13 protein-coding genes and 1 pseudogene are annotated in these 15,115 nt (G+C 44.3%); 2 read left to right on the forward strand and 12 right to left on the reverse strand.

Annotated features, from left to right (window positions below):
• The coding region (locus HWQ42_RS19115) for a GUN4 domain-containing protein (protein ID WP_292815006.1) at positions 1–224 on the reverse strand (224 nt) is incomplete at its 3' end.
• Positions 225–605: 381 nt separating this feature from the next.
• On the opposite strand from HWQ42_RS19115, the gene HWQ42_RS19120 reads away from it, so the two are divergent.
• Positions 606–1,253, forward strand: coding sequence for a hypothetical protein (locus tag HWQ42_RS19120; protein ID WP_292815008.1), 648 nt, complete (start codon positions 606–608; stop codon positions 1,251–1,253).
• A gap of 162 nt (positions 1,254–1,415) precedes the next feature.
• On the opposite strand, the gene HWQ42_RS19125 is transcribed toward HWQ42_RS19120, so the two are convergent.
• From HWQ42_RS19125 to HWQ42_RS19175, 11 genes and pseudogenes are all read right to left on the reverse strand, one after another.
• Positions 1,416–2,144 carry a HEAT repeat domain-containing protein gene (locus HWQ42_RS19125; protein WP_292815011.1) on the reverse strand — a complete coding sequence of 243 codons (729 nt, stop codon included), beginning with the start codon at positions 2,142–2,144 and terminating at the stop codon, positions 1,416–1,418.
• A gap of 170 nt (positions 2,145–2,314) precedes the next feature.
• Positions 2,315–3,157 carry a HEAT repeat domain-containing protein gene (locus tag HWQ42_RS19130; protein WP_292815012.1) on the reverse strand — a complete coding sequence of 281 codons (843 nt, stop codon included), beginning with the start codon at positions 3,155–3,157 and terminating at the stop codon, positions 2,315–2,317.
• A gap of 47 nt (positions 3,158–3,204) precedes the next feature.
• A pseudogene (locus HWQ42_RS19135) lies at positions 3,205–3,414 on the reverse strand (phycobilisome linker polypeptide); the annotation flags it as partial.
• Positions 3,415–3,503: 89 nt separating this feature from the next.
• A complete protein-coding gene (locus tag HWQ42_RS19140) occupies positions 3,504–4,373 on the reverse strand; it encodes a phycobilisome linker polypeptide (RefSeq protein WP_292741673.1) in 870 nt (289 codons plus the stop codon).
• Positions 4,374–4,512: 139 nt separating this feature from the next.
• Positions 4,513–5,325: a phycobilisome linker polypeptide gene (locus HWQ42_RS19145; protein ID WP_292815014.1), complete on the reverse strand. Its 813-nt coding sequence runs from the start codon at positions 5,323–5,325 to the stop codon at positions 4,513–4,515.
• Between the two features lie 689 nt (positions 5,326–6,014).
• A complete protein-coding gene (gene cpcA / locus HWQ42_RS19150) occupies positions 6,015–6,506 on the reverse strand; it encodes a phycocyanin subunit alpha (protein ID WP_012411562.1) in 492 nt (163 codons plus the stop codon).
• A gap of 87 nt (positions 6,507–6,593) precedes the next feature.
• Positions 6,594–7,115 (reverse strand): phycocyanin subunit beta, encoded by a 522-nt coding sequence (locus HWQ42_RS19155; protein ID WP_289795183.1) that lies wholly within the window; start codon positions 7,113–7,115, stop codon positions 6,594–6,596.
• A gap of 606 nt (positions 7,116–7,721) precedes the next feature.
• Positions 7,722–8,537 (reverse strand): alpha/beta hydrolase, encoded by an 816-nt coding sequence (locus tag HWQ42_RS19160; RefSeq protein WP_292815016.1) that lies wholly within the window; start codon positions 8,535–8,537, stop codon positions 7,722–7,724.
• A gap of 503 nt (positions 8,538–9,040) precedes the next feature.
• Positions 9,041–10,060: an adenosyl-hopene transferase HpnH gene (hpnH, locus tag HWQ42_RS19165; protein WP_094349680.1), complete on the reverse strand. Its 1,020-nt coding sequence runs from the start codon at positions 10,058–10,060 to the stop codon at positions 9,041–9,043.
• Positions 10,061–10,102: 42 nt separating this feature from the next.
• On the reverse strand, positions 10,103–11,155 hold the full coding sequence (gene hpnA, locus HWQ42_RS19170) for a hopanoid-associated sugar epimerase (RefSeq protein ID WP_292815018.1): 1,053 nt from the start codon (positions 11,153–11,155) through the stop codon (positions 10,103–10,105).
• Complete coding sequence (locus HWQ42_RS19175; RefSeq protein WP_292815020.1) at positions 11,155–13,842, reverse strand: efflux RND transporter permease subunit; 2,688 nt, start codon at positions 13,840–13,842, stop codon at positions 11,155–11,157. Before HWQ42_RS19175 ends, hpnA begins: the two co-directional genes overlap by 1 nt.
• Before the next feature lie 305 nt (positions 13,843–14,147).
• On the opposite strand from HWQ42_RS19175, the gene HWQ42_RS19180 reads away from it, so the two are divergent.
• Entirely contained in the window at positions 14,148–14,837 is a 690-nt protein-coding gene (locus HWQ42_RS19180; protein ID WP_292815022.1) for a phosphorylase, read from the forward strand.
• Positions 14,838–15,115: the final 278 nt, after the last annotated feature.

The raw sequence follows: 15,115 nt of genomic DNA on the forward strand, positions 1-15,115 counted from the left end.
TCGTTTTCATCCCTACTTTTATCATAAGTGATTATCCGAACATGATATAATACCCATTCTCCATCTTTTTTCCAGCCGACGCGATCAGCAAAAGCTTCCCAAATTTTTTTGTCGTAATTTCTAGTGCCACCCAGACTTCGATGAATGCGCTTTTGCACCGAAAAACCAAAGCGTCCATTTGTATAATGAATCTTCCGTTGTCCAGATGTTGATTGGGCGTCCAAAGTTTCATTGATTTATAACTAGATTTATAACTCTAGAACCAGCCCTTTCAAGGTGGGTGAAAATTATAGTCTATAAATTCCTCTTCTCTCTGTGTTCTCTGTGCCTCAGCGGTTAAATAAATCACTTTTAAACCGCAGAGGCACAGAGAACGCTGAGAAAAAATAAGAGATTTGACGAGTCACCTTGAAAGGGCTAGTCCTAAACTTGTAAATATATTCGCGTGAACTCACTCCTAACCCTTGCTGCAAGTAAGGGGAGGACAATTTTTCCCTCTTTCTCCTGGCGGAGTTAGAAGGAGAGGTTCTACTTGAAGTCTTCTACTGCTGTTTTAACAGTATGTACTTATTTTTTCCAATACTAAGAATGGGTATACTGCCTCTATGCCTACAGAAAATTTTATGGATATTTTATTTTATAACTGGCAACACACACTCCAACCCTTTGGCGTTGACCAGATAGCGGCAGAGAAAGCCTTTAATCTCTTGGTTGAAGCTTACTCTACCCCTGGTCGCTATTACCATACACTGAAACACATCGATCGCGTCCTTAGCACAATTCAGATTTTGCAAGGCTATGCCAACAACCTAGCTGCTGTTCAACTAGCTGCTTGGTTTCACGATGTAGTGTATGACACTGAAGCCAAAGATAACGAAGAACGAAGTGCAGACTATGCTTTTGAGTTGCTGAGTAATTTGGGTATTCCAGAAAGTATTATAACTACTGTCACCCGTTTGATTCTGAACACTAAAGACCACCAAGCTGCGGTGAATGACTATGATAGCCAAGTCCTAGTTGATGCAGATTTAGCGATTTTGGCTACTAACCCAGTTGATTATGAAGAATACGCTCATGCTATTCGTCAGGAATATGGCTGGGTAGCAGAGGCAGAATATATTACAGGTCGTCAACAGGTTTTAGAAAGATTTTTACAGCGATCGCGTATTTATTTTACGCCTTTAATGTCAGAGTTTGCCGAACCATGCGCTCGTGGCAATATCCAGGCAGAAATTCAGTCTTTATCGCCGTAGTTAGTTTTACAAAAACTGCGAGAAAGATTTGGGTCTTGGAAACCAGGACTCCCGATTGGAGAAGCGAATCTAAGACCAATAAAACTAGGGAATTCTGAAGGCTATCCCCGATGAATTGGGAGAACCTAACACCTACCGCAAGGGCGGTTGGTGTCTGGTAATTTACCGTCTGCCACCACCACGATGAGGTATTTCAGACACTTCAGCATCTTCTAGCTTTCTTTTCGGTGCAAAGATTTCTTGATGTTGTTGCTGTTGAATTTTTTGCTGTGCAAATTTTACGCGGGTACGAACTCCCAGATCGGCATCATTATCGAGTATTTGCTGAAGTTGATTTGTAATCCGCGATGCTTGATCGGGTAAAGTGACTGCTATAGCGATCGCTAGTGTTTCTAAACTCGTCACTGCTGCATAGCGCACTATCCACTCTGGATCTTGAGAAATTAGTAATAGCGCCTCTAATACCTGAGTCTGAACAGATTCCACTTTCTCAGCAGGTAGTTGATGCAAGCGCAAAGTGCCTAATCCTCTGGCAGCTGCTCGCCGCACGCTTAAGGAAAAATCAGTTTTTGCTGCCTCTAACAAGGTATCGAGCGCCTGAACATCGCCAATTCCCGCTAAGGCACGGATAGCCCAAGCTCTAGCACTGTAGTTGTAGTCATCAATTAGTTCCAATAGTGACGGTACTGCGGCTTCTCCGATCGCGATTAGTCCATCTACTGCCGCCACTGCCGCCCCTGGATTGTTGTAGCCCAAAGCTGCAATCAGAGTGGGAACAGATTCCTCTATGCCAGCTGCCGCTAACTCCTGAACTGCGTCTAATAAGCGATCCGAGGAGTCTGCTTCTTCCACAGCACGAATTAATATTTGGGCAAGGTCACTGTTATTCATAATAATTTGTCATGGGTCATTAGGGATCTGCCAATTGTAGCTTAAGTCCTCCGTAGTTGACATCATACATAAACCCCCTAGCCCTGATTTTGCAGTTGCGTTGGGGGTTTATGTGTGGTAGACATTTCTTTTAAACGTATTAATAACAACTAATGCCTGGGAAATTATGACTACAACAGCAAGTCCATTAAATTTATTACTTTAATTGCACCATCTGACAAAGTGCTTGTTGCTGTGTGCTTAACTTGATGTTCTAGTAATCCTTTAAGAGAAATTAGCTTTAGGCTATTTTCAGCAAGAGTTTCGGCAATCGCATCTGCTGCGGGTAGATAGCCAATCGCTCCCAAGTCTGCTAAGACTGCTCGACGCAATTGTAATTTTTCTCCTGCCAGAGCTTTTACTAACCGTTCTCCATAAATTGGTTCTTGGGTTAATTGATACATGGCTCGTGCAGCAGCATATTGCACCAATTCGATTGGATGCTCTAAAAATGGTTTTACCAAAGGGATACACTCAGTCGCCCTCAAGGCTCCCAAGGCTTCTAAAATGGCTTCGTAGGGTTGAGATAAATCAGGCTGTGAGATCAGCTGCTCTCCTTGCAAACCTACTTGTAATAGTTTGATTAGTGCAGGAATACAAATCGGATCGCCCAGCATTTCTAAGGATTGTGCCGCCGCTTCTCGTACATAAAAATCTGAGCAGTCTAAACACCCAATTAAAGGTGATACTGCTTGGCGATCGCCTAGTTTCCCTAAAGCCCTAGCTGCGTTCCGGCGCAGAGGATATCCGCCTTCTGGTGTTCTATCGGCTTCATCCTCTAACGCTTTAATCAATCCTGTAACCGCAGCTGCTTCACATATCCGAAACCTACCTAACCACCAGGCGGCATAAAAGCGCAGACCTAAATCTGCACTTTCAAGATTAGCGATCGCTTGCTCTACTGTTAAAGATTCACCATCGCCAGAGTTACCTGTCGGTGATAAATCTTCAAATTTCTGCGGACTAGAATTCATTATGAAGAAGGAGGATCGCTTTGTTCGCTATTTGTTTTAGCTTCAGCGTTCAATGGCTGAATGCTAACTATTTTGCCACCCAAGCGAGTAATTCGCTGCATTTCTTGATTCATCCGGTTCTCAGGCACTGTGAAAAACACAGTGGCACTAGAACGAATGGGATAGTTGGTTTTTTCAGTTTCTTCGCTTTGGCGCAGACCCACTACTTCATATCGAAAGTAGCGACTACTCGTTCTACTACTAATTGGCCCAACCATAAAATTAATTCCCTATTCTAAATTGTCATTAGTCTTTTGCCTTTAATAATGACATTGACTAATGACTATTGTACTAATGACTATTGACACTAAAGGGGTTTTACACTAGCTATTTTACCACCTTGTTTTACGACTCTCTGGAAGTAACTAGATAGTTCTTCATAAGGTACAATCACTGCTTGATTGACGCGGCGTGTGCTAGGATAGCCAGCTCCGAAAACACCTGCCACTTCAATGCGGTACAGTCTGCCTTCTTTACCAAAGGTTCCTGCACCACCAAAAGTACTGTTGGGGGTAACGCCTTTTTCAGAAGCAACGTATGAAAAGCCTGAGGGACCACCAGAGGGAGGAACAACGACGGAAGCACTATTGCGACCTAGTTCGCTAGCAAGCCGAGAAGATTTGCCTTTGAGTTGGGAGGTATCGCTACTGGCATAGCCGCGATAAAGTTGGAATATCCGGCTAAATCCGACAGTTTTCTGTCCTGTTTGGGTATTAAAGCCACGATAGTAAGGCACTATATTTTCACCAAAGCTAGATTGATACTCTGGCGAATCAATATAAGAATCAATGTCGGCTTCATATCCCTTAGTTTGATACAAGTCTAAGTGATAGACGACATCAGACTCATCATAAGGGGCACGACCCAACAAATGTTTGTAGTTCAGTTCAATGACGCGAGTTTGGAAGTTGTCGTAGAAAAATTTGGTTTTGTACAGTTCTGATTTAGCTAATTGACGCACAAACTCTTGCACTGTACTTTTGCCATCGCGCAGGATAGATTCAGCGCTTGTCAGGCGGTCAGATGCCAATATGTAGTTGTTGCCCAACACCTGACGATAGACGGCAGAAATTACTCTCTCAATGTCTTCTTTGCTTGCATTCGGACGCAATTCTACAGGAACCTGATCGCTAAAAGGTTCTGTTCCCAAACGGGAAGCTGCGGTTGTAATAGCCATTGGTAATTTTCCCTTTGTAATTAATAATTTCTAAGGGGAGTAGGGAGTGGGGAGAGACGCGATTAATCCCGTCTGTACTAGGTAGTGGTGAAATTTCCTACTCCCTACTCCCTACTCCTTACTCCCCCCGATTCCCTATTTATACGGCTGAAATGCTAATAACCTTACTACCCTTGCGATTCAACTGCTGCAATTTACTAGAAAGTTGCTCGTAGGGTACGATCAATTCCGCAGTCCCACGCCGTACTACAGTTGAGTTTGGGGAAGCTGCTTGTAGCACTCTGATCCGGTATGTTTCGCCGCGTTCGCCTCTAGAGAGACCTTTTAAGGCTCCAGCAGAGACTGGGTAAATGGGTGAAGCTAGATTCTTAGCCACTTCCCAAGTTAGCCGTCCTTGTTTTTGTCCTTGAGCGCGATCGCTATTGGCATAACCGCGATACAGTTGGAACAGTCGGCTATAGCCAACGTTTTTCTGTCCTACTTGACTTCTAAAGCCTTTATAGTAGGGGACAATATTTTCGCCAAAACTCTCTTGATATTCTAATGAGTCAATGTAGGAATTAATCTCAGCTTCATAACCTTGTGAGTTGTAAAGCTCAACATGGTACGAAATCTCTGACTCATCTTCTGGGGCACGCCCCAATAAATGCTTATAATTCAACTCGATAAACCGAGTTTGGGAGTTGGAGTAGAAAAACTTATCCCGATAGAGTTCTGATTGAGCAATGGCTAGTACAAATCCCCTAACGGTGATTGCACCTTGCTGCAACAGTGATTCTGCACTCTCTAGACGGTCTCCTTCCAGTAGATATGCATTACCCAAAACCTGACGGTAAGCCGCCCGGATAACCACTGCCACATCTGCTTCTGTTCTATCAGGGCGTAGTTCTACTGGTGCTGAATTTTCAAACGCTCCAATCCCTAATCTTGCTGCTTGTCCCAAAGCTGCCATCTTTAACCTCCTCAGTTTTAACTGCAAAACTGAAAACTGTTTAGAAAATTTTTTTCTAGTCTTTTAACAGTCTTTTTGAAATTGACACTCACCTTACTGTAAAATAAGGCGATTTCTAAGACATAGCTGCCTTAATATCCTGTTTCCACAGGTTCCCAGGCTCACCTTATCAGTTTGGCAGCCCCTTATCGGGGATAAACCTCCAGACGTTCTCTGCCAGACACTGCGCGTAGCTTGCTTTCCCCTAGGGGGCGGACTCGCTAACGTGGCGCTCCGCGAACGGAACGCTCCGCGAACACGTAGCGTCTCGTAAGAGATGAGAGAAGATTGCGCTCGCTGCCTCACCACATCTGCCACAAGGGCGTAGTGATATCTCCTAACGTTATTTCGGGCGTATACTTTCCCCCAGTTCGAGGGTAGGTTTTTAAATCTTGTACTGACAAAAATATTGTGCCAATTGACGGTAGCTTAAAAGAGGCACTGGGCTGCTAACTTTCCCAAAGTTGTAGCAAATACCGTGCTACGTCGGCAGCTTTCATCCCTGTTCTAAAGCAAAAAATACAGAACTACGTTCCTCTTTCTCCAGGGTTTTCAGCTAGCTTTTCTGAAAAAACTGCCCAGAGAGGTAAACAACTCATAGAACTCACTTGTCATAAGAGCTGATTTCCTCTCCGGGCTAAAGAAACACTCTAGCTTAGAGTATTGATTACATAGTCGATGTAGGAATTTGCTTCAACAGCTGGATCGCCGCTGAGGCCGTGGTTAGCTTTGATGTACTTGAGAGCTTCAATGTACCAGCTAGGAGACAGATCAAAAGTCCGGTTGATTTCAGCCAAGCCAGAAATCAAGAAATCATCCAAGGGGCCTGTGCCACCAACAACTAAAGCGTATGTGATAATCCGCAAGTAGTAGCCGACATCACGTACACACTTGCCTTTACCGCGCGCATCAGACGCGAAGTTAGGGCCTTGTTGTTGAGTGGTGTAAGGGAACTTGTTATACACTGCTTGAGCAGCACCTTCGGTCAAGCGTTGAGCATTGGCGCTCAATGCTTTTGCTGCTTGTAAGCTAGCAGGAGCTTGGCGGAAGCGACCAAAAGCAACTTGAATTTCGGTGCTGCTGAGGTAGCGTCCTTGAGAATCAGCCGATGCAATTGCTTCAGTTAGAGGTGTTTTTGTCATTTTGGTATTTCCCTTTTACAAACGTTATGGTTGAAATTTTGTTTTGTCCTATGGACAATTATTTAGTCAACATTAGCAATGCTTGGCTTAAGCCACAGCAGCAGCAGCGCGATCGAAATAGCTAGCTATTTCAGATGCCAATGCACTGCAATCGCCTCTGGTGATATTGTTTGTATCGTTGACAATTGCCAAAGAAGCTTGTTTCAGCTTTTGAATACCAACAGCAACTGAAGCTCCTGGAGTTCCCAATGCCAAGTAGGTTTCCCGCAATCCATTGAGGGCACGATCGTCTAGCACGCTAGAATCGCCAGCAAAGATAGCGTAGGTGATATAGCGAAGAATGATGTCCAAGTCTCTGATACAAGCAGCTGCACGACGGCTGGTGTAAGCATTACCACCGGGAGTGATCAATTGGGGTTGTTCTGCCCACAAATCACGAGCCGCAGCAGCAACAAGAGCTGACGCATTGCTGGTAATACGGTTAACAGCATCTGCACGCTTGTTACCATCTTTGACTAGTTCGCTCAATGCATCCAATTGTGCATCGGAGAGATATTCGCCGCGTGTATCAGCTTGGGAAACTACTTTTGCAAATGCATCTAAAACCATTGCGTTAAATCTCCTAATTTGCTTGGTTAAGAATAATTGGACTCAAAACTGAATGGTTCAGTTGATTTTTGATGTCAGCACTGCCTGACGAATTACGAAAGGTTTAAAACAGACATCCAAGAAATAAGTTTACGATCTCCAGGCTTTCAGATTAAAACTTTTGTTAAAAAACTTCAAACTTCTATGAACGACTGGAAAACCTGATTAAGATGTTGTTTTTTACTTCCAAGTTCTCTTTATACAATGCTGCCGCATCATAATTTATTACAAATTATTGTTATGTTTGTGAAATTTATTTACATAACTTCATACTTTGGTCTTTGTTTAGTTTATGAGCCGAGCGCTGCTCTTGTAGGGCAATAGGTGTTGTAGTTACTGTCACTTTGTATTTATCCAAACAGAATTCAGGAGTCAGGAATTCAGTATGAATTATGTACGACTGGCGGATAGCGCAGCGGTAGCGAGTCATCGAGCGTCTGAACAAGAGGCTTTAAAACCCCCGCTGATAGAGCAGCATCGCACCAGAGCGGCTTGATTCTGACTGGAGGCAAAGCGGAGCCTGAGACGCTCCTGAATTCTGAATTCTTCTTCAAGTCTTATGTAAAATTACTCAAATTTATTTTGGAGAAAGGCAATAACGCGCTTGAATGCTTGGGGGTCTTGGTAAAGAAAGCCATGACCGCCCTTAAAAAACTCTAAATACGAACCTGCTATCTGTTTGTGCATTGCCTCGAGATTGGCGGGAGGAGATATGCCATCGTGATGACCCCCGCAGATATAGACAGGAATACGCAGTTGAGAAAGTCGATTATATGTATCGTGAGCAGCACGAGCCTCAAGCTGGCGACGACGCCCAACTTCACGACTTGGTTCGTCTGTACTCGCTTGAGAAACTGCTAGTGTCAGCTTCACTAATTCCTGAAATTGTGTCGTTCTGCTAGAGAGCCAAGCTTCCTCTTGCCAACGGGTATCAGCAATTGTGATTTGCCGATGGGCTAGTTCTTCGCTAGGTAGGTTAACGAGTTGATGTAGTGGATATGACGATCCACCAGCACCACCACTACTAGTACAAGCCAAAACAAGACGTTTAACGCGGTGCGGATAGCGCAGTGCCAACTCTTGGGCTACCATACCCCCAAAGGAAATTCCAATGATATGAGCGTTTTCCCACCCGACTGCATTTAACAAAGAATCTGCATCGGCGGCGTAATCTGCTATGGTGTAAAGAATATCAGGTTTTGAGGTTTGACCCAGACCACGCTGATCGTAGGCTAGAATTTCAAAGTGTGGGGCTAGCGGTGAGTCAAAAATAGTCGGCGATCGCTGCAAATGTACTCCAGTACCACTGATACAGAGTAGGCGTTGACCAGTGCCACGAATCTCATAATACATTTGCAGGTTACAAATAGAGACAAATGGCATGAGTATTTTTCCTGATGAATTTCGGCGAAATTGGCTGAGGAGCGATCGCAATATCTCTAGATAAGCATCCTCATTTCACTCTTCTCGTAATGTTATAGGACCTACGCACTGTACAAACGAATCATCTTGTGTACTAACGTAAATAGGTCGTTTCAGGCTTTTGCAAACCATGCTTTGTTAGTTGCGCTGAAAAATCTAGCTAAAAACCCTGAAAAGCATACTTGCCATTTCGGCTTTTCCGTCAATGCGTAAGTCCTATGTTATTAGGTATATTTCAGTGCAATCAGAATCCTTAAAGGGTGCGTAGGCGTAGCCCGCCGCAAGCATCGCACCCTTTAATATGTAGCATTCACCCTACTCAATGCTGATTGCTGATTACTGAGTAATTCTTAATTGTACTCAGTACTTATGTACTTATTAGAAGCCCCGCCCCTTGTGGGCGGTCTTTTAACTCAGCACTTGCTCAACGCCCTGCTATCGCTAACAGCACTCTTCATTACTTACTAATTCCTGCCAAAAACACTACCAAGGGCACGCGCCATATTTTGCGGCTGCATTGCATCCATTGCGGCGGTGGGTTCATAGCCACAATGAACCATGCAATCAGCACACTTAGGATTACCACTCTTCTGTCCGTATTGACTCCAGTCAGTTTGTGCGAGTAATTCCTTAAAGGTAGAGTAATAACCTTCGTTTAGCAGATAGCAAGGTTTTTGCCAACCGAGAACACTATAACTAGGGCTACCCCAAGGTGTGCATTCGTAGTCCTTCTCACCAGTGAGAAAATCTAGGAACAACGGATTGTGATTAAAGTTCCAGTTTTTTTCGCCACTTTTGTAGGGAGCCAGAATTTCTCGGAACAGGGCGCGGGTTTGTTCGCGATGGAGAAAATGATCTTGATCTGGTGCCCACTCGTAACTGTAGCCGGGAGAAATCATCATCCCGTCAGTATTTAGTGTTTCCAGAAAGTTAAAGAACTCTTGCATATCTTTAGGTTCAGTACCTTCAAAAATAGTGGTGTTAGTGGTAACACGAAAGCCTTTAGCTTTAGCGGCGCGAATGGCTTTGACAGCGATATCGAAAACACCTTTACGATCTACGCACTGATCGTGTAACTCCCGCATTCCATCTAAATGCACACTAAAAGTCAGGTAAGGGGAAGGTTGAAACTTATCCAGACTCTTTTCTAATAACAAACCATTGGTACACAAGTAAATATATTTCTTGCGCTCAATTAATCCCTGGACAATTTCATCAATCTGGGGGTGTAGCAGAGGTTCTCCCCCAGGAATGGAGACAACCGGTGCGCCACACTCTTCCACAGCGGCAAAACACTGTTCTGGGGTGAGATTTTGCTTTAAAATTTCCTTTGGATGTTGGATTTTACCACAACCAGTACAAGCGAGATTACACCGAAAAAGAGGTTCCAACATCAGTACTAAGGGGAAGCGTTTACGTCCTTTCAAACGCTGTGTAACAAGATACTTCCCAATATCCATAGCTTGTTGTAAATTAACTGCCATTGTTGCGATCGCTCCTCTTTTAAAGATAAATGCACCACTTTCTCAACCCCAAGATTTATCTGTGGGGTCTTCAATTTTGAATTTTGAATTTTGAATTTTGAATTTCCCAGAGGGGTTGACATATCCCTGAGCAACAAACCAATCCACAGCATCTTTGAGTGCGACGTTCAGCGAAGATTGGGGTAGACCCAATTCTCTGACAGCCTTTGAAGCATTGTAATACATAGGTTGTTTCGCCATCCGAACGCCATCTAATGGTACTGAGGGCGATTTTCCTAATGGTGCGAGAATCTTTTCATCAACCCAGGCAACGCTCAGGGGCAACCAAGCGGGTACTGTTCGTTGAGGTGCGCTAAGACCTGTGATATCGGCAAGTTGTTCGAGTAGTTCTTTGAGACTGAGGTTTTGATGACCTAAGATATAGCGATCGCCAGATTTACCCCGTTGCAAAGCCAGTAAATGCCCCCATGCCACATCTCGCACATCGATAAAATTTAGACCAGTATCTAAGTAAAAAGGCATTTGCCGTCGTAAAAACCGCAAGATTATATCACCCGTCGGGGTAGGTTTGATATCCAATGAGCCAATGGGGCTGCTGGGATTGACAATAACTACCTCCTGACCTGTAGCAACGGCTTGCATAGCTTCTTGTTCAGCCAAAAACTTAGACTTTTTATAGTCACCCACCAACTTTTCTAACGGACTCTGATGTGTTTCATCCACAACTTCCCCTGACGATCCTACCCCAATTGCCGCAACCGAACTCGTGTAGACGGTGCGTTCAATATTAGCTTTACGAGCTGCTGCCAACACATTGCGCGTACCCAGGACATTGTGACGATGGAGTAATTCTCGGTCTGTTTGCCAGAGGGAATAATGAGCTGCCACATGAAATAGATATTGACAACCTCTCATTTGTTGCCAGAGATTTGGATCGTTCAAATCGCCTTTGACAATTTCCACCTCCAAACCGCGTAGATTTTCCAAATTGCTGCTTGAGCGTACCAGCGCTTTAACTGTGTAACCCTGTTGCAACAACAACCGTAACAAATGGGCACCAATAAAACCCGTACCCCCCGTGACAAAAACCTGCATCAAGCTGCCCCCCTTTTCTTAAATCGGGGAAACCAATCATCCAAAATGGTGTAAACTACCGGCACAACAATCAAGCTGAGGATAGTTGAAGTTACTAGTCCACCTGCGATCGCTACAGCCATCGGCGATCGCAATTCGGAACCAGCACCAAAACCCAATGCGATCGGTAACATCCCTAAAATAGTGGAGGCCGTGGTCATCATAATTGGTCTGAGGCGTACTAGTCCGGTATTGAGGATCGCCTGGGTACGGTCTAAGCCAGCGTTGCGTAACTGGTTGATATAATCTACAAGCAAAATGGCATTTTTATTTGCCAGCCCTAGCAAAAAGACGAAACCGATCAATGAGATCATACCAAAATCGCTCTTAGTAATCAGTAGCGCCAACATCGCTCCCACAAGTGCCAAAGGCAAAGAAACACCAATCACCAGAGGGTCTACCCAGCTTTTGAACAGTAAAATTAGTACTATGACAATGCACAGGGCAGATAAAGCCAGAGTAGTGCCGAAACTGCTAAACACTTCACCTTGACGGGCAGAGTCTCCCCCTAAATTTAAGGAAACATTAGAGGGTAATACCGCCTTTGCTTCAGCTACCACTTTGTCAGTGGCATCACCCAAAGACAGATCCTTGCCAAGATTAGCACTGATGTATGCTACGCGCTGATTATTCAGACGCTCGATCTGAAAAATCGTGCCCTGTGGATTCGTTTCACCTGTAATTGTGACATCAGCGAATCCCGGTAGCCTCTGAATCCTTTCTTTAATCGCTTTGACTGCTTTGCTCAGAGCTTGGAGATTATCAGCTTGTAATGCTATTTGCAGGGGTTTTTGACCACCAGAATCGACAAATTGAATATCTTCAACACTAGTATTTACCCCAGAAAGAGTAGGTAATGAAAAGCGCAACTGGTCTTGTAATTCCGCAGTTGTGATTGTGCGATCGCCCTTTAACTTTACATATAGTATCCCTTTATTCGGCTCACCCTCACGAGAACCAACAGTGGTAAATACCGTTTCAACTGCCGGTGATTTTCTGACTACATTTTCTAGTTTCTTCGCAACCTCTAGAGAATCGTTCAAGGGATTGGGAATTTGAAACTGGGGAATAGAATTTCTCCCCTGTTCCCCTGCCCCCCTGCCCCCCTGCCCCTCAGCTCCACTAGGAATACTCGGCAAAGGAGCCGTATAAGCAATATTAAATTCGCCGCGATCGAGTTTGGGAATAAACCCTTTGGGAATTAGTGGAATCAGAACTATACCTGCGATGAAGCTGAAGACAGCTAACCCGATAACTATTTTCCGGTGATTTAAAGACCAACTCAGTAAATTTCCGTAAAATTGAGTAAAAGCTACCCAGATTTTTGCTTCTCGACGTGGGGAGAGTGAGGATTTAGGTTTCAGCCAGTAGATAGCTAGAACTGGAGATAAAGTCCGAGCAACTAGCATAGAAGCAAGCATCGCCGCGGATACAGTGATGCCAAAAGGCTTGAAAAACTGACCGATTACCCCACCCATCAAACCTATGGGTAGAAAAACTGCTACTGCTGTTAAAGTGGCGGCGGTGACTGTCAACCCAATCTCATTTGTCGCTAAAAGCGCTGCTTGACGAGGAGTTTCGCCATCTTCAACGTGTCGCATGATGTTTTCCACATCCACGATCGCATCATCAACAATGCTACCAATCACCAAAGCTAAAGCCAGCAGGGTGATTGTTTCCAGGTTGAAGCCGAAAATTGCCATGACGATAAATGTCGCCAGCAAAGATGTAGGAATCGCTAAGGCAGAGATCAGAGTTGCCCGCCAATTCCATAAAAAAGGAAAAATTACCACTATTGACAACAACACTGCTTCCAGCAAAGCATCGATTGTTGACTGGGTGGCTTGACGGATATATTCTGCTTGGGTGGCAGCTAAGGTGAGTTTGACATCTTTGAAGGTAGAGCGTAGCCTTTGAACTTCTTTCTCAACATGACTCACGACTTCCAAAGTATTAGCACTACCGCGTTTGATTACCTGAAATGCGAGTGCATCTTCACCGTTAAACCGGACTAATGTCGCCCCACCTTGGGGGACCGTTGCACTAGCATTCGCTGGATTTAACGGAGGAGTTGCCGTAGCAGCACCTAGTAGTGAGACTTTTAATACTCCTGGTAATTTAGCGATCGCACTAACAATCTCATCTTGTGCCAACTTCGTCAAATCTTTGAGATTCCGTGTAGGACTCTCTATGGCATAGCTAATGGCGGCTGACTCGTTTAGATTCAGGGGAATGATTTTGTCAGTTGCTCCTTGAGGTAGAGTCAACTGCTTGAGGGCAGTTTCAACCTTTTTGGTCGATGTTTCTAAATTTGTCCCAACGGCAAAAGAAAGGGCAACAGCTGTTTGACTAGGATAGGTTGATGAGCGAATATTCTCCAGTCCTTCTAGAGAGCGGAGGCGTTCTTCTAGGGGTTTGGTGAGCTTCGCTTCTGTATCCAGGGCAGTTGTCAGGGGAGCTGTAGCATTCACAACTACCACTGGAAAGGTAATATCTGGAAACAAGGCATACTTAAGGGAACTGAAAGCTAGAACACCAGCTACCGTTACGGCAATCCAAAAACTCACTGTCAGCCACGAAAATTGAATCGCCAATTTGGAAATATTGAAGAGTTCTCGTGCGGATTTGGAGTTATGAAGCTTTACCATCTTGGAAAATTATCGTGTGGATGACACAATTATTTAGTCATGCTACAGCAATCATCTTCGGTTTGCTAATTTTGGTTACTACCAAACGGCAATATTACTTATTGTCACTCAGATATGACCCAATCTTTAATCCAAGCATTAGTTAGTGGTTACGCAGCGTTGATGAGCGATACCTAATTTTACAAACTGCGTAGGCGTAGCCCGTCGTAGACATCGCTCTTCAAGGTAAAGAAGAATCCCGCCATGCCCATCTACTACTCTAAACATTAATTGACCGTTAAAACTTAAAACTATCGAGAGAGCTAGTGCCTAATTTTTTGCCCATCAACACAATTCTGGTGCCTCAAGGAGCAGAATATAAAGCCGTGTGTCGCGGATTAAGCGGCATTACTGCCTCCATCCCAAAAGTAGTAGCCATACCTGTAGGGATGAAGCCTTTACTCAAATACCTGCAACAAGAACAATTTCTGACTCCAAAATCCAGAGTGCTGGTTATGGGTATATGTGGCAGCTTGAGCGATCGCTATACAGTTGGTGATATTGTCCTGTATCAAGATTGTGTTTATCAGGGGAAACAGCAAGAATGCGATCGCACTTTTACAACACAATTGCACTCTTCAGTATCAGAAAAAGTATCTTTGGTCAAATCACTGACAAGCGATCGCGTAATTTGGTCTGCATCCGAAAAACACCGTTTAGGTGAGACTTTGGCGGCTGATGTTGTAGATATGGAAGGATTTACCGCTTTAGAATTTTTCAATGCGGCTGGAGTTGCAGTGGCAATGCTGCGAGTAGTCAGCGACGATTGTCAGCATAATATCCCCGATCTCACACCAGCAATTAACTCTGATGGTTCTCTAAACCCTTTGCCGTTAGCGATCGCAATGCTTCGACAACCTTTTGCCGCTACTCGGTTGATTCGAGGTTCATTAACAGCATTAAAGGTGTTAGAACAAGTTACAAATCTGCTTTTTTCAGGCTCTAGCAATAAATAATCTATTGCGTCTTTACAGCAACTTTTAGGTAAATAACCAGGGAGCATCTCAATGAGCGTAAAAACACGTTTGCCCTAACGAATGGAATGACTCTGTTGGCGAATTCATGTAAACCACAATTTACGGGGTGAGGCGCTACGACATCTCAATGCTTTGAGGGTAGCGATCGCAGTTCGCCAACAGTCTCATGGAATTCGCAGCTATACAAACAAAACCCACGGAGGTGGGTTTCAAATCCTTTGAGTCCGCGTAGGCGGACTTCGTTTGTGTAGCCGCGA

Origin of the sequence: Nostoc sp. JL23, from assembly GCF_017115065.1 — a bacterium.
GTDB classification, from domain to species: Bacteria; Cyanobacteriota; Cyanobacteriia; order Cyanobacteriales; family Nostocaceae; genus Nostoc; species Nostoc punctiforme_A.

Coding starts and splice junctions, on each gene's coding strand:
- HWQ42_RS19130 (WP_292815012.1), bottom strand. CDS start 3,157: ATGAATTCTAGTCCGCAGAAATTTGAAGATTTATCACCGACAGGTAAC.
- HWQ42_RS19140 (WP_292741673.1), bottom strand. CDS start 4,373: ATGGCTATTACAACCGCAGCTTCCCGTTTGGGAACAGAACCTTTTAGC.
- HWQ42_RS19175 (WP_292815020.1), bottom strand. CDS start 13,842: ATGGTAAAGCTTCATAACTCCAAATCCGCACGAGAACTCTTCAATATT.
- hpnA (WP_292815018.1), bottom strand. CDS start 11,155: ATGCAGGTTTTTGTCACGGGGGGTACGGGTTTTATTGGTGCCCATTTG.
- cpcA (WP_012411562.1), bottom strand. CDS start 6,506: ATGACAAAAACACCTCTAACTGAAGCAATTGCATCGGCTGATTCTCAA.
- HWQ42_RS19125 (WP_292815011.1), bottom strand. CDS start 2,144: ATGAATAACAGTGACCTTGCCCAAATATTAATTCGTGCTGTGGAAGAA.
- HWQ42_RS19155 (WP_289795183.1), bottom strand. CDS start 7,115: ATGGTTTTAGATGCATTTGCAAAAGTAGTTTCCCAAGCTGATACACGC.
- hpnH (WP_094349680.1), bottom strand. CDS start 10,060: ATGGCAGTTAATTTACAACAAGCTATGGATATTGGGAAGTATCTTGTT.
- HWQ42_RS19120 (WP_292815008.1), top strand. CDS start 606: ATGCCTACAGAAAATTTTATGGATATTTTATTTTATAACTGGCAACAC.
- HWQ42_RS19145 (WP_292815014.1), bottom strand. CDS start 5,325: ATGGCAGCTTTGGGACAAGCAGCAAGATTAGGGATTGGAGCGTTTGAA.
- HWQ42_RS19160 (WP_292815016.1), bottom strand. CDS start 8,537: ATGCCATTTGTCTCTATTTGTAACCTGCAAATGTATTATGAGATTCGT.